The 20,051-nt window shown below is 39.4% G+C and carries 16 protein-coding genes; all 16 read left to right on the top strand.

The genetic code is table 11. From position 1 onward, the window contains the following. Nucleotides 1-39 precede the first annotated feature (39 nt). The 16 genes from BUC01_RS07985 (at nt 40) to BUC01_RS07905 (ending at nt 20,013) form a co-directional block, all read left to right on the top strand. A complete protein-coding gene (locus BUC01_RS07985; protein WP_025834195.1) occupies nt 40-1,245 on the top strand; it encodes a primase-helicase family protein in 1,206 nt (401 codons plus the stop codon). A 253-nt stretch (nt 1,246-1,498) separates the two neighbouring features. Continuing rightward, nucleotides 1,499-2,464, top strand: coding sequence for a toprim domain-containing protein (locus tag BUC01_RS07975; protein WP_073313273.1), 966 nt, complete (start codon nt 1,499-1,501; stop codon nt 2,462-2,464). A 214-nt stretch (nt 2,465-2,678) separates the two neighbouring features. Then, nucleotides 2,679-3,983, top strand: coding sequence for a MobV family relaxase (mobV, locus tag BUC01_RS07970; RefSeq protein ID WP_073313271.1), 1,305 nt, complete (start codon nt 2,679-2,681; stop codon nt 3,981-3,983). 321 nt (nt 3,984-4,304) lie between these two features. Next, nucleotides 4,305-4,883, top strand: coding sequence for a hypothetical protein (locus BUC01_RS07965; RefSeq protein WP_025832266.1), 579 nt, complete (start codon nt 4,305-4,307; stop codon nt 4,881-4,883). A gap of 25 nt (nt 4,884-4,908) precedes the next feature. Then, nucleotides 4,909-5,568, top strand: coding sequence for a hypothetical protein (locus tag BUC01_RS07960; RefSeq protein ID WP_025832265.1), 660 nt, complete (start codon nt 4,909-4,911; stop codon nt 5,566-5,568). 14 nt (nt 5,569-5,582) lie between these two features. Then, complete coding sequence (locus tag BUC01_RS07955) at nt 5,583-8,198, top strand: UvrD-helicase domain-containing protein (protein WP_025832264.1); 2,616 nt, start codon at nt 5,583-5,585, stop codon at nt 8,196-8,198. 254 nt (nt 8,199-8,452) lie between these two features. Next, nucleotides 8,453-9,217 (top strand): hypothetical protein, encoded by a 765-nt coding sequence (locus BUC01_RS24905; RefSeq protein WP_025832262.1) that lies wholly within the window; start codon nt 8,453-8,455, stop codon nt 9,215-9,217. A gap of 281 nt (nt 9,218-9,498) precedes the next feature. Continuing rightward, entirely contained in the window at nt 9,499-9,726 is a 228-nt protein-coding gene (locus BUC01_RS07945; protein WP_025832261.1) for a hypothetical protein, read from the top strand. A gap of 78 nt (nt 9,727-9,804) precedes the next feature. Beyond that, a complete protein-coding gene (locus BUC01_RS07940) occupies nt 9,805-10,899 on the top strand; it encodes a 6-bladed beta-propeller (RefSeq protein ID WP_025832258.1) in 1,095 nt (364 codons plus the stop codon). A gap of 56 nt (nt 10,900-10,955) precedes the next feature. Next, nucleotides 10,956-11,858, top strand: a complete 903-nt coding sequence (locus tag BUC01_RS07935; RefSeq protein WP_025832257.1) for a 6-bladed beta-propeller — start codon at nt 10,956-10,958, stop codon at nt 11,856-11,858. 68 nt (nt 11,859-11,926) lie between these two features. Then, the gene (locus BUC01_RS07930) at nt 11,927-13,078 is read left to right on the top strand and encodes a 6-bladed beta-propeller (protein WP_025832256.1); all 1,152 of its coding nucleotides are present in this window, start codon (nt 11,927-11,929) and stop codon (nt 13,076-13,078) included. A gap of 23 nt (nt 13,079-13,101) precedes the next feature. Next, nucleotides 13,102-14,652 (top strand): vitamin K epoxide reductase family protein, encoded by a 1,551-nt coding sequence (locus tag BUC01_RS07925; RefSeq protein ID WP_025832254.1) that lies wholly within the window; start codon nt 13,102-13,104, stop codon nt 14,650-14,652. Nucleotides 14,653-14,749: 97 nt separating this feature from the next. Further along, complete coding sequence (locus BUC01_RS07920) at nt 14,750-14,971, top strand: hypothetical protein (RefSeq protein WP_139261829.1); 222 nt, start codon at nt 14,750-14,752, stop codon at nt 14,969-14,971. A gap of 62 nt (nt 14,972-15,033) precedes the next feature. Then, nucleotides 15,034-16,476 (top strand): TlpA family protein disulfide reductase, encoded by a 1,443-nt coding sequence (locus tag BUC01_RS07915; protein WP_081795801.1) that lies wholly within the window; start codon nt 15,034-15,036, stop codon nt 16,474-16,476. Then, the gene (locus BUC01_RS07910; protein ID WP_139261828.1) at nt 16,473-18,683 is read left to right on the top strand and encodes a peptidase domain-containing ABC transporter; all 2,211 of its coding nucleotides are present in this window, start codon (nt 16,473-16,475) and stop codon (nt 18,681-18,683) included. Before BUC01_RS07915 ends, BUC01_RS07910 begins: the two co-directional genes overlap by 4 nt. A 19-nt stretch (nt 18,684-18,702) precedes the next feature. Beyond that, nucleotides 18,703-20,013 (top strand): HlyD family secretion protein, encoded by a 1,311-nt coding sequence (locus tag BUC01_RS07905; protein ID WP_025832247.1) that lies wholly within the window; start codon nt 18,703-18,705, stop codon nt 20,011-20,013. Nucleotides 20,014-20,051 lie beyond the last annotated feature (38 nt).

Below are 20,051 nucleotides of genomic sequence, written 5' to 3'. Positions count from 1 at the left end.
TGCATACGATTATTTATCAACCATTTAAGCGTATGAACAATGAGTGAATCAGACATCAGCAAGGAGGAGTTTATCCGGGTGGGTACGACCCTCTACAAGTTAGTGAACCAGCCCCGACTGAACGGCGGCTATGTGAAGAAACGCATCGTGTGGAATAACGAGACCCTGCGACAGGACTACGGCAAGCACTTTCTCGCCACCGTTCCCAAGTATGATGGCTTCTGCACAGTTCCCGACCATGTGAATTACCGTCCTGTGGTGGACAAGTTCCTGAACCTCTATGAACCGATAAACTATAAGCCGATGGAGGGTGATTTTCCCTCTATCCGTTCGTTAGTGGAGCACATTTTCGGGGAACAATACGAGTTGGGCATGGACTACCTGCAACTGCTTTACCTGCAACCCATTCAAAAGTTGCCAATCCTGCTGTTGGTATCAGAGGAACGCAATACAGGTAAAAGCACATTCCTGAACTTTCTGAAAGCCTTGTTTCAGAACAACGTGACATTCAACACCAACGAGGACTTCCGCAGCCAGTTCAATTCCGATTGGGCAGGCAAACTCCTTATTGTGGTGGATGAAGTGTTGCTTAGCCGCAGGGAGGACAGCGAACGGTTGAAGAACCTAAGTACCACACTCTCCTACAAGGTGGAAGCCAAAGGTAAAGACCGTGACGAGATAGCGTTCTTCGCCAAGTTCGTTCTGTGTTCCAACAACGAGTATCTGCCCGTCATCATAGACGCAGGGGAAACACGCTATTGGGTGCGGAAGATAGACCGCTTACAAACAGACGATACCGACTTCTTGCAAAAGCTGAAAGCGGAAATACCTGCTTTCCTCTACCATTTGCAGCACAGGCAACTATCCACCGAGAAAGAGAGCCGTATGTGGTTTGCCACGTCACTGCTGCACACCGAAGCCTTGCAGAAGATTATCCGAAGCAACCGCAACAGATTGGAGATTGAGATGTGCGAACTTATACTTGATATCATGGCAAGTATGGGTATCGACACTTTCTCTTTTTGCTGCAATGACATTCTCACGTTGCTGGCAAACACGTATGTCAAAGCGGAGAAGCATCAAGTAAGAAAGGTATTGCAGGAATGTTGGAAGCTCATACCTGCACCGAACGGGCTGACATATACCACTTATCAGCTTAACTACAATCGGGAGTGTCGGTATGAGCCGATAAGGAGAGTGGGACGCTTCTATACCGTCACAAGGCAGCAACTTGAAACGCTGTAATTCCATTATCTTTTTGTTGAATTGTTGAATAAGGATATAATCATACTGATAATAAGCAATATATACTCTCAACAAAATCTCAACTGACCAAAAGAGAAGTTGAGCATAAAGCCACGACCTATTGTCGGTTTCTCTTTTGGTGAGTGGTTTGTTGAGCGGATGTTGAGCATCTATTTGTATGTATATAAACATATTACATATACCATTCAACGAATCAACGATTTTCATTCACCATTAAAACCATAGGAAGATTATGACTACACAGGAAGCAAAGAAGATACATATCGCAGACTATCTGCAAAGTTTGGGCTACAGCCCCGTCAAGCAGCAGGGGAAAAGCCTTTGGTACAAATCACCGTTCAGGGAGGAAGCGGAAGCATCGTTCAAGGTGAACACCGAACTCAACCAATGGTACGACTTCGGAACAGGTAAGGGAGGAAACATCATCGCTTTGGCGCAGGAGCTTTACGGTTCGGACTATGTGCCTTACCTGCTTGGTAAGATAGCGGAACAAGCACCGCACGTCCGTCCCGTGTCTTTCTCTTTTCGCCAGCAAGCATCCGAACCGAGTTTCCAACATTTGAAAGTGGGCGAACTCACGCACCCTGCATTGCTCCGCTACTTGCAGGAACGTGGGATAAACACCGCACTGGCGCAGACGGAATGTAAGGAACTGCACTTCATCCATAACGGCAAGCCCTATTTCGCCATCGGATTCCCGAATGTGGCAGGAGGCTATGAGGTGCGCAACCGTTTCTTCAAGGGCTGCATCGCCCCGAAGGACATCAGCCATATAAGACAACAGGGCGAACCAAGAAACGTGTGTTATCTGTTCGAGGGCTTCATGGATTACCTCTCGTTCCTTACCATCAGAGTGAAGAACAATCCGCAATATTCACGATTGACAACGCAGGACTATATCATATTGAACTCCGTTTCCAATCTCGCAAAGGTGGAAAACCTATTGGCGACCTATGTACAGATTGGCAGTTTCCTTGACAACGACACGGCAGGACGGAACGCCTGTGAATCCTTAAGGGCGAAGTTCGGGGAACGCTTGCTTGACAAGTCGCTGTACTATCGTGAATACAAGGACTTGAACGACTACCTGTGCGGTAAGCCCTTGTCCCAATCGGTAGAGCCGATAGAGCAGGAGAAGCAAGTCCAATCCGCAAGGCGGATGATGCATCCACCGAAAAAACGAGGGCTGAAGATGTAGAAAGCGAATGCTTGCAGCGACACGGATATTTGCCAACGGAAAATGCCGTAGCTTATTAGGGAATTTGTCCGAGCCGCATTGCAAGCAACGCTGAAAATTCCCCAATAAGCCAAAGAGGTTGCACCTCTCTGGACACACCTCAGCCAACGGCAAAAGCCGTACAGGAGTAAAATCATCAACCATTGTTTCACAAGCTAAAAAAAAAGATTATTATATGGGTTATGCAGTATTACACATGGAGAAGACAAGCGGAACGGATGCCGCCATGTCAGCGCACATTGAGCGCACCATCAAACCGAAGAATGCCGATGAGAGCAGGACGCACCTCAATCGGGAACTGATAAGGTTTCCTGATGGTGTGGAAAGCAGGACACAAGCCATACAGTACCGATTGGACACCGCAGGACTGACACGCAAAATCGGTAACAACCAAGTGAGGGCTATCCGTGTCCTGCTAACGGGAACTCATGATGATATGGAACGCATCACCAACGAGGGCAGACTTGACGAGTGGTGCAGCGACAACCTGAAATACCTTGCCGACACATTCGGTAGAGAGAATATCGTGTCGGCAGTCCTGCACATGGACGAGCAGACACCGCACATACATGCCACCCTTGTACCGATAATCAGAGGAGAGCGCAAGCGCAAAAAGAAAGAGGAACAGGTTAGAAGGCGATACCGCAAGAAACCGACCGGCACAGCCCGATTGTGTGCCGATGAGATTATGACACGAGCCAAACTCAAATCCTATCAGGACACCTATGCACAAACCATGAGCAGATACGGGCTGCAACGTGGCATTGACGGGTCGGAAGCTAAGCATATATCCACACAGCAGTATTACCGTGACCTGATGCAGCAGACGGAACAGTTACGAACAGACATAGGGCTGCTCCAAGACAGCAAAGAAATAGTACAGGAAGAACTCAGGCGAGCCAAGAAAGAGGTGCAGACCGAGAAGCTGAAAGGGGTAGCCACGACCGCAGCCACCCACATAGCGGAAAGTGTAGGTTCTCTTTTCGGCGGTAATAAGGTTAAGACTTTGGAAAGGCAAAATGCAGCATTGCAAAACCGCATTTATGAACTTGAAAATGAAGTTCAACAACATGAGGAACGGCAAGCCAAACAGATACAGGAAATGAAAAGCGCATACGAACAGCAGAACCGCAAGTTGTCCGAGTTCGTGGATTTCGTCAAACGTTATTTCCCATACGTGGATAAACTGATACCGACAATAAAGTTCCTGCGTGATTCTCTGCACTTTGGCGATGCCGTCATTAGAAAACTATGCATATTCAAAGACGCCACCATTAAAGGTGAGCTATATTCCCGTGAGTTTAACCAGCATTTTAAAGTTGACGGTGCGGTTTGTTCACTCAAACAGAGCACAGAAGGAAATTTTGAACTCAACATAGACGGCGTTTCGCATGTCAATTGGTTCAGACGAAAGAAAGGCGAGTTCATGGAAGCGTTGGGAATGCCGACAAGGAAACAAAATAGGGGTATTAAGCTGTAAATCATAATAAAGTCCGTGATAGTAGAATACTATATCACGGATTTTTTATACTTTTGTATCCGGATTGGGGCAACCCTTTCCAAGACATAAGAAAAAGAAGAAGCGTTATGCTTATCTTGTAGAACGGAAACCTGAGAAATTTCTGAATTGTGTACAAGGGTAGCATAGTGGTTCTCACGCTATAGCGTGGGCTGCTATTACTACATCTGTACACAGGGTTTTCTCAGGACCTCCGAACTAAGACGTAGCATCGCAGTGCCACGCTTTCTTCGTTGGTTGGATTATGTTAGTAATAAACGATTTTAAATAATACAACAGATTATGAGAAAACTTATTGTAGCGTTCGCATTTATGGTAATTACTTTGACATCGTATGCTCAAAGCGGTTCGGAACATCTTACTTTTAAAGGAATTCCCATTGAGGGAAGTATGACAGAATTCTGTCAAAAGTTAAAAAGCAAAGGATTTACATCTATTGGCAGAGAAAACAATCTTGCATTGTTTATGGGAGATTTTACTGGTCGTAATGCAACTATAGGCGTAACAGCTACTGATGATGGTAAAAGTGTATTTGCTGTAGCCGTGTTATTTGACCCAAGTGGTGAATGGAATACACTTGTTAATACTTACGGTTATTATAAGGATTTATATACTCGCAAATATGGAAACCCAACTATCTCAAAAGAAAAGAATCCGGCTCACTCAGATTCTAATACCGCTTTAATGGCAGAAGTTCATCAAGGGACAGTTGTGTGGGGCAGTGCATGGGAGGTAACAGGTGGAGATATAGAATTATCAATAGAAAAGACTTCTGGCGTCTATGAGGGTATGGTCGTAATTCGTTATCGTGATACTCAAAATGTAGAAACAAAAATCCAAAAAGATTTAGAGGATATTTAATTTTCAATAAACAGAACAATTGATTATGAGAAAACTTTTTGTATTACTTGCTTTTATAGTTGTCGCTGCTACATCGTATGCTCAGGTATATAAGATGTATAAGACTCAGAACTACCATAATCGACTTCGTTTAAATACGATGACAGGCGAAGTTCAACAAATTCAAGATGATGGTCAGTCTTGGGAAGTTTGTAGTGCAAGAGAAGTTTTAGGAGATAAAGAAGGACGATTTCGCCTTTATGAAACACAGAATATGTGGACTTTCATAATGCTTGATACATATACAGGTAAGAATTGGCAAGTCCAATTTAGCGTCAAGGGTGAAGACTATATGTTTGCTGCACCTATCAATATGTTTTCTCTTGCATATCCGGAAAAATCTTCAAATTGGACTAATAGATTTAAGATGTTTGCTACTCAAAATATGTGGACATTTATATTGTTGGACTCATATAATGGGCGACTATGGCAAGTCCAATATAGCACACAAGATTTAGACAACCTATTTTGTATTCCTATCAATAAAAACGAATTAGTAGAAAATAACGAAAGGTGTATATTCTCTATTCAGCCACTAACAAGTATGTATCAATACTATCTTATAAACGATAATACAGGTGATATGTGGAAATTTCAGTGGAGTACCAAAGGGGATGATTATAGATGGATTGAAAGATTCAGATAAATATTATTTCTAATATGCAGCTATTGTTTATTATGATGATTTGTATAATTGCTATTTCGGTTATTGTGATAGCAATGGTGCGAATACGCCTTAAAAACAAGTCCAATGAACTTTCAGACAAGTTAAGCCAGATATCTTCATATAGTGAGAAATCAAACTATGAGCAAGCAAAAGAGAGATTATCTGCTCTCAATGAGAAAGTGTTTATAGATATTCCTACCAACTTGAACAATGGCTTTTATGGTAATATAATCTCAGCAACGCAGGAAAAAGATTTTATCAATCATTACAAACCACATTTTCAAGAAGCGTATTCGCTTCAGAAGAAACTCAAAGCCTTTAATATCACTCCATCTGAAACTATATTAAAATTCATCAATGATTTTGGAGCTATCAATAGACTTGTAAAACAGCATAATGAGGGTGTTATTGCATTTCTGCTTGACACACATAAAGATTTCTTCGACAAATGCTTAAAATATCCATTGGATAAGCAACAAAGACGCTCAATTGTTTCAGAAGAGGATAATTGTTTGGTTGTTAGTAGCGCAGGTAGTGGAAAGACCTCTTCTATTATCGGAAAAGTCAAGTATCTAACAGAAATAAAAGGCATTGCACCTCATAGAATTTTACTTATTAGTTACACTAACAAAGCAGCAGCCGAACTTACGGAAAGAATGGCTACTGATGGCTTGAAAGGTTATACATTTCACAAATTAGCCATTGATATTATCGGAAAAGCAACGGGAACAAAGCCGTTTATTTGCGATAATACAGATTCTTTATTTATTGCTCTTTATCACACTCTATTAGAGAATAAGGCTTTTAAGAATAGCGTAGTAGAATACTTCATTGATTATCAAACCAATGAAGCGGATTGGGAACAACGCAAGAATGAAAGGCGAGAAAAATTGTCGGAACAAAAGAATGTTCAACTAAAAGCAATGTTCCCCGATATGGATGGTCGGGCTATATATGTGAGAAGCGAACAGGAGCAAAAGATTTGCTTTGTCTTGTCATCACTTGGAGTAAAATTCAGATATGAAGAGCCATACGAACATCAATTAGCGGATGAAATGCACTCTCAATATCGCCCCGATTTCTCAATATATTTTGAGCAAACAGGAGAAATCAAACGCATCTATTTGGAACATTTCGGAGTAGATGAACATGGTCTTGTTCCTGCTTGGTTTGCAAAAGACAAGAATATAACATACGAAGAAGCCAATCAAAAATATAATGATGGTATAACTTGGAAGAAAGCTGCTCACGAGAAATTTGGTACTCAACTTTTAGTAACATCAAGTGCTGATTTCCATTATTCCGATATAAGAGATAAACTTCGACAATTATTAAATGACGCAGGTGTGCCAATTCAAGAAAAAACAGAAGAAGAATTATATGATTTAGTCTTACCCAAAGGCAGTAAACAAGAAAAGGCTTTTATTCGGCTGGTAGTTACTTTCGTAACATTGGTAAAATCAAGTTGTAAATCAGTTAGAGAGGTTCTTGAACAAGCAAAAAATGCAAATGATGAGCGGAGCGTTTTTATTATCAAGAACATATTTCAGCCTGTATATGACCGCTATATAAGTGCATTGAGCGATAGCAACCAAATTGATTTTACCGATGCGATTCTTCAAGCCACAGAAATATGTCGTACTTCACACCCTGTTGAGTATGATTATATCATTGTGGACGAGTTTCAAGACATATCGGTTGACCGTTACAATTTCTTGAAAGTATTACGAGAGGGGAATCCGCCTGCGAAGTTGTATTGTGTAGGCGATGATTGGCAGTCTATATATCGTTTTTCGGGAAGTGATATGGCTCTTTTTAATCAATTTCCTGAATACTTTGGCGCAACAGAGATAAACAAGATTGAAACCACATACAGATTTGGAGAGCCTTTAGTTTCGTTGTCCTCCCACTTCATACAGCGTAATAAAGCCCAAATACAAAAGAATATACACTCGTTCAGCTCTGAAATGAAAACAGAATTGGAGTTTTATTCTTACGACAGACGTGATTATTGCAAAACAATAGGAGAACTAATATCTTCTATTCCATCGGATAAATCTATATTTCTATTAGGACGTTATTCTTTTGATGACTATTACCTGTCATTTATGTATAAAGGAGTGAAAGAAGGTAATAGATTTTATTATGTGATAGGAGGAAGAAAGATAGAGTTCTCGACAGTACATAAATCAAAAGGTCTTGAAGCGGATTATGTGATACTTTTACAATGTAATAAGGATACTTATGGCTTTCCATCCCTTGTAAGTGATGACCCTGTGCTTAATTATGTCCTGACTAAAAGTGACCAATTTCCATATGGGGAAGAACGGAGATTGTTTTATGTAGCAGTAACAAGAGCAAAGATAAAAACACTTGTACTATATGACAAGCGTTTCCCCTCTGTATTTGTGGATGAGTTTTTACACCCTGAAAAGGTTTCAGAAGAAAGTTATGTAAAGCACCCCAATGCCAATAAAAGATGGACAAGAAGTGCAGACCAATTTTTATTGAAACTGTATAATGAGGGTAAGAGTGTCAAATATATCGCAAACAAAATGGGCAGAAGTCAAACTTCGATTGTAATGCGATTGAACAAACTCACCCAATAGTAGATTATATTTATTCTTCTATACTGCATGTATTAGATATTTTTTTACCTTTGCAAAAGAAATGAGTTATTTGACAGCATAGCACCGCAAATCGCTGAAAATCGCACGGTTTCCAACTCGTTACCGTTGTTTCTCAAATACTCCGTTAAAAGTTTATTCCTCAAATGGTTGTATCAAACCGTTGAAAATCTAAAATAAAAGATTATAGGCAGTTTGCTTCCGAATACCAAGAACTTTATGCAAACTGGTGTAAGATGCATGAAGACCAACTGGTTTTTGACCGTGAAATAAGGGAGAAATATAATAATGAAGTCTTGATAAATGAAAATCAGCGGATAAGAAATGAACTGTTAAGTCGTAAGGTATGGTTGCTTTCTATTGGTTTTGGGGCAATGTTTTTAGTTGTAGTCGGCTTTGCGTCTTTCCATTTATATAAACGGAATGTTCAGGGGCGGATTGAACGTTTGCTTGCTCGCTTAAAAGAGAATGAGAAGCAATTGGATGAAGGAAGAGTGGAATCGGAAGAAAAACGGCGGCAATTGTTACAAGAAAATCATGAGTTGTCTCGGAGGATAGAGAAGTTGTTCGTCCGGCAGAAAGATAAGGATGAGTTGAACTCTTGTTTGCAGAAACTGAATGTATCTTATACGAAACAACTGAAAGAGTATCAGGAAATTCATTCCTTATTGCCTGTTGAGCGTACGCTTGCGTTGAGCCAATTATGTCAGTTGCGTTGCCAGCCGGTGTATGGACTGGTGAAGTCGGACGAGGAATGGATGGAGATATTTGCAGTAATCGATACTCTTTATAGTGATATGTCGGAGAAACTGAACGGTTATAAACTGGGTATGCAGGAGCGGAGGATATGTTATCTTATCCGAGCCGGGTTCACGAATGGTATGATTGCCACTGTTTCTAATGTAACTGCCGATGCTATTGCGAAGTCAAAGCAGCGTATGAAGAGTAAATTTCTGTTGTCAGGCGGTGATGCTTTTGATGATTTTATACGGAAATTGTAGAGAATAAAGAGAATGTCTTGTCCGGTTGGGGTTCTTCTTTTTATCTTTATTGCGAAGGTAATGTGTTGATTTGTAGTGCTGTATCTGATTTGCCTTTTGTCCGGTATCTTTTCTTGTTTAAGTGTTACATCCTGCCTAACTTTGTTACATTCCAAGTTGGATGTTAGCTGTATTCCAACTTTGATGCTGATACCGTATAGCATTAATTGTAACAGAGTAGCTGGCTGTTATAATGGATAAGGCGGAAGTTTTCTTTATTGTTTTATTAAAATCTATGCTTAATGAAAAAGATTTTGAATATTTCGGAAATGAAGCAAGTACGTGGAGGAGCACAAATCTCTAGTATGTGCGGTGAAGGTGAAAAATTGTATTTTTGTAGAACCTCTTTTGAAGGAGGGGCTGTTAGTACAGGTTCAGTTTGTGCTAAAAGTGCTGCATCAGCTAATGTAGCAATTATAAAGAAATATATGGATGAAGCGCAAATTGCTGCTACTCCTCAATGTTTCTGATCCTTTTAAAATAATGAATATGGGTTCTATGCTTAAGGGAAAGTAGAAATGGGACCCATATTTTTAATATGATATATTATGAAGCTATACTTCTTGTTAATAGCAACTCTTTTATTTTTTAGCTGTAATCAGCGGCAAAGTACAGGGCTTTTGGAAATAAAGCCGATAGATGAATTGTTAGCTGAGATACCTATATCTGAGTTTGCAGATAGTATTTCTTTGATACAACTTGATAATAGCCTTTTATTATCAAGTTATGGTAGTCCCTGTTTCACTGATAGCTTTTTCGTGGTAAGTGTAGCGGAAGGTGTATTGAAGTATTCATATATGGGAGAGTTTCTTATGAAAATAGGCGGAATAGGACAGGCTCCAATGGAATATAATAGAAATAAGTTAATGGCCGTTGATACTTCTAATAAACGGATTCGTGTATATAGTATACCGGAAAAAGTGATGATTAGTTATTCTTACGATGGAGCGTTTCTGAGTCGTGTTCGTTATGATTTGCCAGATGATACTTATGGCTATCCGACGATGATGCGCATTCTTGGCAATAAGTGTTATTTCTTTTATCCGTCAATGTCAGGTTTGTCTGATCCCTATTATTGGGTGATAACAGATACTTGTGGGCAAAGTTTGGAAATTAAACAGAAGCATGGAGAGCCTGTTTTAAAGAGGGGATATGCATGCGGCACTTATTGTACATCTTCTTCTGATAACTCTTTGTTATATTATAATTTATTTAATGATACTATTTTTCGCTTTACAGAACAGGGTGTTACACCTGCTTTTTTATGGGGGAGAGGAAAGCATCGTATATCTGCATCGACTGAAGATGTAAGTGAAAATATGATGGTTTTTACGATGTTTGCTGAAACGAAAAGATTCCTGTTTTTTGAGTGGCTTGATGCGACTTTTAAATCTTTTTCTTCTTTTGGTTTCTACGATAAGAAAAAACAAATATTCATGGGAACAAAGAGGCTTCGGGATGATTTGAATACCCAAATAGATATTTCTTTAAGATGGATGTTTTCATACTTTCAAAGGGGTAATAAAGATTATATGATAGGAAAGATTGAACCATATGAATTGCCGGAAGATGTTTTACAAAGAGAAAATATTGATCCTGAGGGTAATTTAGTGATGATAGTGATTCGTTTGAAAGATGAGTAGAAGTCCGTATAGCATTGAATACACTAACAGAAGAATGATTAGATAATTATTTTAGTATGAGAAACTTATTGCTCATTTTCCTGCTGCTTTTCTTGTATTCCTGCTATAATAAGCCGGAAAGTACTATTATGGTTTGGAATTATGATGATTTTATTGAAAAAAGTCTGAAAGTGTCGGATATAGCCGATGAAATGACAATTATTCAGCCTGACTCTATTGATTATCAAAGGGGAGAAATCACGCATGCTACATCCTTTTTCTTGGTTGGAACGGAACAGGGAATATTAAAGTATAATAATGAAGGACATCTTATAGGCAGAATAGGATCTATAGGACAAGGGCCAGGAGAATATGTTGGTTCTTATACAACGGCTATAAATGAAGTAGACTCCATTATATATGTTTATTGTCAAGATAACTCCAAACTTCTATCTTTTTCTTATGATGGATTCTTTTTGAGTAAACATTCTGTCCAACTTCCTAAAGAATGGGCTTGGAAATTCTATCATCTAAAGGATAGGCTTTACTTTTATTATACAGTAATTGCCGGTGAATCATCACCCTATATTTATGCAATAACAGATACGATAGGAAATTTATTATCCCTCAAGAGGGATGAAAGTTTACATTTTGCTCAGGGTAATTATTATAGCTTTTCATCTACGAACTTAGGTTGTTTAGGCGATACAATGTTGGTCTGGAACCAATATAGTGATACTATATACCGGGTTTCGGAGAAGGGGGAGGAACCCGTTGCTATGTGGGGAAAATGGAATCCTTTATTTTTCCCTTATAATTATTTTGTAATAGATGGGCGAGAATATTTAGAGGCTATTTATCAGCCTTATGAATTGGTGGATGCTTGGTTAGCTTCTGATGATCCCAAGATACGAGAACAAGCTAAAAGTATAGATGAGGAAGGTAATAATGTATTGATACGGATTCGGCTGAAGAAATAATAGTATTGAAATGTTCTTGTTTGGAAGTTTAGAGCAATCTAAGTATATGAGCTAACAATATATTGCTTATGAAAACTTTTATAAAATATGGTGGAATAAGAGTGCAGTTCCTTATTCTTGTATTGTTTCTTTTATCTTGTTCTTCTGTGGGCAGGAAAGAAGGCTTGCAGGTTTTGTCTCCTCATAGCGCATCTTCCACCATAAATTTGATGGATATAGTAGATACAGTGATGTACGTACAGTTTGACGATAGCATCCTGCTCTCCGGGATTGGTAATTTGGTTTTAACAGATAGCTTTATTATAGGTGCTACAAATAAATATGGTATTTTAAGATTTGATTCAGAGGGACATTTCTTGAATACTATAGGGAGTATAGGACAAGGTCCTGGAGAGTATCAAAGTGGCAATTATGATATGGCTGTAGATGCTATGAATGGAATTGTTTATGCTTTTATGTACCCTGATATTTTGTTAAGTTATTCTTTGACAGGAGAATTCTTGCAACGTGTACATTTGCAAATGCCTGAAAAAGCAAGTGGAATGTATTGTCCGGATATTTTTCAGGTTCAGAATGGTTTACTATATTTCTATTATATGAATGCGGGAACCGTCGGTGAAAAACCGTTGTATTGGATGGTAATGAATAAAGATGGTGCTCTTGTGGAGTGCCGTCGTGGGCAAGAATCCAGAACATCTTTTTACCCGGGAGTTGTTCTGATTAATAATTATACTTCTGTAGATGATAGCACAATGATCTATTGGGATAATTTTAATGACACTATTTTTTATGTAAGCCCTTCTTGCGAAAGAGCTGCTTATTTATTTGATAAAGGGAATTTTCGCCTGCAGGAAACAGATGATCTTTCTTTACTTCCAGAAGAACGTATTCGATGCTTGAGAATAATTGATACCAAAAACTTTCTGTTGTTAGCTTGGGGTTCTGAAAATAGAAGCCAGGGAGTATATTACAATTTGTATGATAAAAATGCGGACATTACGTATAAACTTAGGGATGACATGGTGTATGATAAACGTGGAGATTTGTCTATGCGCTATCTGCGGATGTCATATGTCAAACTAAAAGGACGCGAATATATTGTGACACAGACAAAAGCATATAAGGTAGAGAATATTCCTGGTGCTCTTCATCGGAAATTGGATGCGGATGATTTGGAAGGTAATCCGGTGCTGGTCTTGATACGTTTAAAAGATGAATGAGAATTTATAAATCATTTGAATACATGAAAACACTTTTATCAACCTATTTGCATGAACTGCAGGTTACTTTTACAAGAAGTTTTGCTGATAAACTTTTTGCAGAGCATCCGCATCGCTATAACTTGTATGGCTTGTCGGATATGTTGTCTGTGTATAAGATAGAGAATGCTGGAGTACAAGTGGAAGATAAAGACTTGGGGGAATTAACTTTTCCGTTCGTGGCCCACGTTGGTAATGATTTTGTAGTTGTGAGACATTTATCCGGACAAATGGTGGAATATATCTGGCGGGGAAAACGAATATCTGTACCTGTAGAAGAATTTAAAAGATTATGGTCGGGTATTGCGCTTGTTGCTGAACCGGGAAAATCATCAGTAGAACCGGAATATAGAAAACATTGGAAAGCGGAATTTTTGAGTTCGGTTCAGAAAATAGGTATGATTATGATTTTAGCTATTTTATTGTTATTGGGATGTTTGCAACATCAGTTGTTTTCTTCAGTGGCAGGTAGTTTAGTGTTACTCATTAATCTGGCAGGTGTAGGGGTGACTTATTTATTATTGTTGAAACAGGGGAAAATACAAAGTGAGTATACTGATAAAATCTGTTCTTTATTCAAACAAGGTGATTGTAATAGTGTGCTGGAGTCTGAAGCAGCTAAGTTATGGGGAGTGTTTAGTTGGAGTGAAATAGGACTTGGCTATTTTGTATCAAGTCTTATCATGACAGTATTTTATCCCCAATGGGGACCCTACTTGGTTCTTGTTAATTTATTGTCTTTACCTTACACGGTTTGGAGCGTTTGGTATCAGTATAAGGTGGCCAAACAATGGTGTCCGTTGTGCTTGTCTGTTTTGTTACTGCTTTGGTTGATGGCTATTGTCAATGCTTGTGTGGGATGGCAGTGGCCGACTTTTGAAATACAGGAAGTGCTGTCTGTAGCCATACTTTATTTACTCCCTTTTTTAGCTTTACATCTTCTGACTGAACGTTGGTTTCGTTCGGAACAATTAAAGAGTGTAACGTATGAATTGAATAATCTGAAAGCATCAGAGAATGTTTTTCTTTCTCAATTAGAGCAACAGCCTCGTTATGAGGTTGGTGCTGCCACTTCTCAAATCCTTTGGGGATGTCCGCAAGCAAAGTTACGTATTACGATCTTGACTAACCCGCATTGTAATCCATGTGCACAGATGCATAAACGTATTGGTACATTGCTGAAAGAAATGGGGGACAAAGTTTGTGTGCAATATATTTTCTCATCTTTCAATAAAGAGCTTGAAAACAGTGCCCGGTTTCTTCTTGCCGTTTATCAGCAGGAAAAACGTGATAAGGCTGAAATGATTTATAATGAGTGGTTTGCAGGAAAGAAGTATTTGGGCGAAGCCTATATCATGACGTTTGGTTATGATTTGAGAACTGCGGAAGTCTCTCAAGAATTGGGTAATCATAATGAATGGCGATATAAAAACAAGTTAACGGCAACTCCTACGATTTTAATAAACGGTTACCAGTTGCCGGATAATTATAAGATTGAAGATATGAGGTATTTTGGGGATTTAAATATCAATTGATATATAAATGTTACTGTGAAATATCGTGGGGCAGTAACGGTAATGGAATAGCTAACCATTATTATGAATCATACGATAATGTCTAAAAAAAATGCTTATGAAACGAATTCTGAATGCTTCGGAAATGAAGCAAATCCGTGGCGGTGCAGCATGGTATCGTTGCGTATGTTCTGAGCCTGGTTCTGTTGTTATAGTAAACAAGACTCCTATTACAAGAATTATAAAAGCTGAGACTATTACTAATGCTACTCTTCATGCGGAGAGAGATGAGTGTTTAACTTATCAAGTTATATCTTGTACTTATGACAAACCTGCGTAAGTACTTATTGTAAAAATAGAGAGGGGAACTCCCTCTCTATATCCTATAATAAAATTATTAAGATGAAGAGGAAAACTGTTTTTTTGTTATTGCTCATTTGGCATTGGAGTGTACAAGCTCAGAAAGCGATAGTTGTTTTTCAATCAGATGAACCGGTGGTTCTCCGCCTTCATGCTCCAGTTGATGGCTTTTTTAATCAGAGATACCCCACCGATACTATATGCTTAATGCCAAAGGAGAAATATATTTGTAAGTTGGATGTGGATGATTTGGCTTTTGTAAGTTGCCGACTTCCTAAAGGAAAGATTGAACTACTTCTCTTTCCAAACGATAGTTTAATGGTGACTTACGAAAAAGGCAATGCTGTGTTTTCAGGCACAAATGCTGAAGGTCTGTTTTATTGGAATTTTGATTATCCTTTTTCATATACGGATCAGGTAAAAAATAAATTGAATGAGATATTTCAGGATAGCGTAAATATACAGTGGATACAAAATGAAATAAAGAAAATAGGTGTATATGATAAACTTGATGCATTAGAATATGAAGGAAAAGTGACTTCTGCTTTTGCCGATGTGATGAGAAAGAATGTGGGGATGCATTACAATTATAATTTGATTGCGCATTATTATAATCTTAAAGAAAATGCTTTAGCGACTGCGGATACCAGAGAAAAGGCGACTATGATGATTGATTCTCTTTTTTCTTCTATACCTCCGACTGACGAAGAATTGGTTAAGTATCCTCTTACCGGGTTATATGAAGATCTGTATTTGAGCTTATTGTATGATGGATTGGATGATAAACAGAAACTGGCTTTGTTAAATGGTCATGATGAAGATGCTTTTGGAGCATATCGGAAATATTTACTGCTCCCTGATAAACTACGGTTGCCTGTTTGGTTTGAAGCATTTATAATGCAATTTCTTTATAAAGTGGACGAGTTTGATAAGACAAAAATGTATAAGTATTTGGTGGATAATTATCCTGATACGGAATCAGTATGTATAATTAAACATATACTAGAACTGAATAAAGTAAATAATAAGCCTTTTCAGCATAGTTATTTAGCTTCATCAGCTGATTCGTTGCAGGATTTGTTGAAAGCGAAAGAGCTACAAAATAAATGGATTTTGGTTGATGTGTGGGCAACGTGGTGCTTGCCTTGCCGTCAGGAGTTTCAGCATGCTGCAGCCTTGCATGAGTGGTTGAAACAATATCCTCAGATTGCCATGGTTTATCTGTCAATAGACAGACAAGAGGAAGAAAAGCAATGGAAAAAGGATATTGAACTTTTTCGCTTGGAAGGCTATCATCTGAGAGCATCACAGAAAATGAGACAGGATATTACGGAGAAGTTTTTTCAAGGTGGGAGTATATTTGTACCTCGCTATATACTGCTGAATAAGGATGGTGAGATTGTAATACCGGACTTACCCCGCCCCAGTGATATAAATGCTATGAAGAATGAAATTGAGAAAGAACTTAATATGCGGGTGAATTGATGAAACATTCATTTCCATACTATCACCAGGCAGATGCGATGGATTGTGGTCCTACTTGTTTGCGTATGATTGCTAAATACTATGGTAAAAGCTATTCATTGCAGACATTGCGGGCGCGTTCGTTCATATCTCGCGAAGGAGTATCGCTTTTGGGCATCAGTGATGCAGGAGAGGCTATTGGCTTTCGTACAGCGGGCGTCCATGTTTCATTTGACCAACTGATTACTGATGTGCCTTTACCTTGTATCCTGCATTGGAATCAGAATCATTTTGTAGTTTGCTATGGCATTAAAAAGAAACGTGGAGAATATTGGTTTCGGATTGCTGATCCCGGAAAACAATTGGTGACTTATAATGAGCAAGAATTCAAGAAATGCTGGTTGTCGACAAGGACGGAAGGAGAGGATGTAGGGACTGCATTGATTTTAGAACCCGGCCCTGATTTCTACCATCGTGAAGATGAACCGGAAATTAGAGAAAGAGGATTGCTTTTCTTTCTGAGATATCTCACTCCCTATAAGAAACAACTAATACAATTGATATTAGGGATGTTGACTGTCAGTCTGTTGCAACTTATCCTTCCTTTTCTTACACAATCATTGGTAGATGTCGGTATACGAGATAGCAATCTGAATTTTATAATACTGGTATTGGTAGCCCAAGTCATAATTTCTGTTTCACAACTGTCGGTAGAGTTTATCCGCAGTTGGATATTATTGCATGTCAACACGAGGATTACCATATCATTGATATCTGATTTTCTGGCAAAATTGATGAAACTGCCATTGCATTTCTTTGATTCGAAAATGGTGGGCGATATTATGCAGCGTATTGGTGACCATGAACGTATCAAGACTTTTCTTACGGGATCATCCATTACTACGCTCTTTTCGTTCGTCAACTTTTTCATTTTTGCTTTTGTACTTGCTTATTATAATCTCACGGTGTTAGGCATTTTCTTATTAGGCAATACCTTGTACGTTTGTTGGATACTTGTTTTCATGAAGTATCGGCGCGAACTGGACATACGACGCTTTGCACAAGCTGCCGGAGAACAAAGCAGTCTGATACAGATGGTGACTGCCATGCAGGAGATCAAGCTGAACAACTGTGAAACGCAAAAACGCTGGCAATGGGAGCGCATACAGGTGAAATTGTTTAAAATCAGTATAAAGGGGTTGGCATTGGGACAGGTTCAGCAAGTGGGCTCTATTTTCTTTAATCAGACTACGAACATTGTAATCTCATTCATTGCGGCAAAGGCGGTGATAGATGGGCAGATGACTTTGGGTATGATGATGTCTCTTACTTATATTATCGGTCAGTTGAGTTCTCCGGTTTCTTCTTTTATCGGTTTTGCTCAGCAGTTTCAGGATGCGAAGATTAGCTTGGAACGTCTGAATGAGATACATAGCAAAAAGGATGAAGAACAGGATATCTCATCGAAACTGACGGTGTTGCCGGAAAAGGGAGATATCCGGATCGAGAATCTGTCGTTCAGTTATGATGGTGCGGATAGGGATTATGTGCTGGATGATATTTCTCTTCATATTCCCCGACATAGGGTGACAGCTATTGTTGGAGCGAGTGGAAGCGGTAAAACCACTTTGATAAAGTTGATGCTTGGCTTCTATACTCCCAATAAAGGAACTGTCAAAATACAGGATACTCCGTTAGAAAATATCAATCCGCACTTATGGCGTGCCCGAACCGGTTCGGTGATGCAGGATGGTTTCATCTTTTCTGAAACAATAGCCCAGAATATTGCAGTGGGCGAAGAGCAGATTGATATTGAACGCTTGCGGCATGCGGTGACTATTGCAAATATTCGTGATTTTATAGATTCTCTACCGTTAGGATATAATACTAAAATTGGTATGGAAGGGAATGGTATCAGCCAGGGACAACGGCAACGCATCTTGATAGCCCGTGCCGTTTATAAGAATCCGGATTATCTGTTTTTTGATGAGGCTACTAATGCTTTGGATGCCAATAATGAACGTGAGATTATGGAACATTTGTACGAATTCTATAAAGGTAAGACGGTCGTAGTGGTGGCTCACCGGCTGAGTACGGTGAGAGATGCGGATAACATAATAGTGCTGGATAGAGGGAAGATAGCGGAAGAGGGAACTCACCGGGAACTGACTGAGCGGAAGGGTTTGTATTATCAGTTGGTGAAAAATCAATTGGAACTGGGTAATTAGAAATTTGTAACTCAATACTGTGGAAGAAGAGAAAAAATACAAGGAGATAGAACTGCGTAGTGAAGAAGTGCAGGAAGTTATGAATCACATTTCACCTTGGGTGGTGAGGTGGGGGATAACGGTTCTGTTCATTATTCTGCTTGTTATATTGGTTGGGTGCTGGGTATTTCGATACCCGGATGTGCTGCAAGCGGAAGTGACTCTGACAACTGAAGAACCTCCGGCCTTTATCCTGGCACGTTCAACAGGAAAGCTTGATACGTTGTATGTAAATAATGGTCGCATGGTGCAGGCTGGCGAGCGTTTGGGGGTAATTCAGAATACTTCTGTAACTGAAGATGTACTGTGGCTGACAGATAGTATGAAAGAATGGAAAGAGGCCGGTTATGAACCGGATAAAGGAGCGGACTATTTTATAGGTAAACGCTTGCAGTTAGGAGAACTGCAAACGGTGTATGCCTCTTTCATGATTGCTCTTTCGGATTATATCCGTTTTGTTGAACAAGATTATTATACGAAGAAATTGAATGCTGGAAGGAAACAGTTGGGTGGGCAACGTTCTTACCTCAATCTGGCGCATCGCGAACATACATTGACTGAAAAAGAAATGAAATTGGCGCAAAGTATGTATGACCGGGATTCCATTCTTTTTGCAGGGGATGCTATGATTGCGGCGGAATTTGAAGAGTCGGGTAGCCGTTATTTACAGAGTCTGCGCACCAGGGAAACTTCCGGTATGAGCTTATTGCAAGCTGAAATGCAATTGGAGCAGCAGGAAGAAAACTTGTTGGATTTGGGCAAGCAGGCTTATGATGAAGAACAAAACTACAGACTTGAATTGAAGAATGCAGTGGAACAGCTTGAAGCTCAATTGAGTTCGTGGGAACAAAGCTATTTGTTCTGTAGTCCGATTTGTGGCAAAGTAACTTTTATGACGGTTTGGAGCCGTAATCAGAATGTAGAATCGGGGGAGACGGTTTTTGTGGTACAACCTTCGAAAGATTCGAAAGTGATTGGAAAGGCAAAGCTTCCTTTGCAAGGTTCGGGAAAGGTACAGATAGGACAAAAAGTACATGTGCGTATGGATAATTATCCTGATCAGGAATTTGGTTATGTAAAGGGAAGGGTGGAAAGTATTTCTCCGGTTCCGACAGAAGACGGAGTATACATTGTGGAAATCGCTTTGCCCGACGGTTTGCATACAAACTATGGCAGAACGCTCCCCACAGTACGTGAATTGAAAGGGACAGCAGATATCATATTGGCGGACAGGAACGTATTGGAGCGTTTGTTAGCTCCGTTAAGGAAGATAGTGGAATACGAAGACTAATTCTTCTATAGTATAAATTCCGGCAATAATAGGAGGAA

Origin of the sequence: Bacteroides stercorirosoris, from assembly GCF_900142015.1 — a bacterium.
In the GTDB taxonomy this organism is placed as follows: domain Bacteria; phylum Bacteroidota; class Bacteroidia; order Bacteroidales; family Bacteroidaceae; genus Bacteroides; species Bacteroides stercorirosoris.
The sequence above is the reverse complement of the archived record's forward strand: the minus strand, read 5'-3'. Positions and strand labels throughout refer to the sequence as shown.

What these genes read in the sequence shown, in the direction of transcription:
- BUC01_RS07935 (WP_025832257.1), top strand. Translation starts at nt 10,956, where the DNA reads ATGAGAAACTTATTGCTCATTTTCCTGCTGCTTTTCTTGTATTCCTGC.
- mobV (WP_073313271.1), top strand. Translation starts at nt 2,679, where the DNA reads ATGGGTTATGCAGTATTACACATGGAGAAGACAAGCGGAACGGATGCC.
- BUC01_RS07965 (WP_025832266.1), top strand. Translation starts at nt 4,305, where the DNA reads ATGAGAAAACTTATTGTAGCGTTCGCATTTATGGTAATTACTTTGACA.
- BUC01_RS07930 (WP_025832256.1), top strand. Translation starts at nt 11,927, where the DNA reads ATGAAAACTTTTATAAAATATGGTGGAATAAGAGTGCAGTTCCTTATT.
- BUC01_RS07975 (WP_073313273.1), top strand. Translation starts at nt 1,499, where the DNA reads ATGACTACACAGGAAGCAAAGAAGATACATATCGCAGACTATCTGCAA.
- BUC01_RS07925 (WP_025832254.1), top strand. Translation starts at nt 13,102, where the DNA reads ATGAAAACACTTTTATCAACCTATTTGCATGAACTGCAGGTTACTTTT.
- BUC01_RS07920 (WP_139261829.1), top strand. Translation starts at nt 14,750, where the DNA reads ATGAAACGAATTCTGAATGCTTCGGAAATGAAGCAAATCCGTGGCGGT.
- BUC01_RS07955 (WP_025832264.1), top strand. Translation starts at nt 5,583, where the DNA reads ATGCAGCTATTGTTTATTATGATGATTTGTATAATTGCTATTTCGGTT.
- BUC01_RS07960 (WP_025832265.1), top strand. Translation starts at nt 4,909, where the DNA reads ATGAGAAAACTTTTTGTATTACTTGCTTTTATAGTTGTCGCTGCTACA.
- BUC01_RS07915 (WP_081795801.1), top strand. Translation starts at nt 15,034, where the DNA reads ATGAAGAGGAAAACTGTTTTTTTGTTATTGCTCATTTGGCATTGGAGT.
- BUC01_RS07985 (WP_025834195.1), top strand. Translation starts at nt 40, where the DNA reads ATGAGTGAATCAGACATCAGCAAGGAGGAGTTTATCCGGGTGGGTACG.
- BUC01_RS07945 (WP_025832261.1), top strand. Translation starts at nt 9,499, where the DNA reads ATGAAAAAGATTTTGAATATTTCGGAAATGAAGCAAGTACGTGGAGGA.
- BUC01_RS24905 (WP_025832262.1), top strand. Translation starts at nt 8,453, where the DNA reads ATGCATGAAGACCAACTGGTTTTTGACCGTGAAATAAGGGAGAAATAT.
- BUC01_RS07940 (WP_025832258.1), top strand. Translation starts at nt 9,805, where the DNA reads ATGAAGCTATACTTCTTGTTAATAGCAACTCTTTTATTTTTTAGCTGT.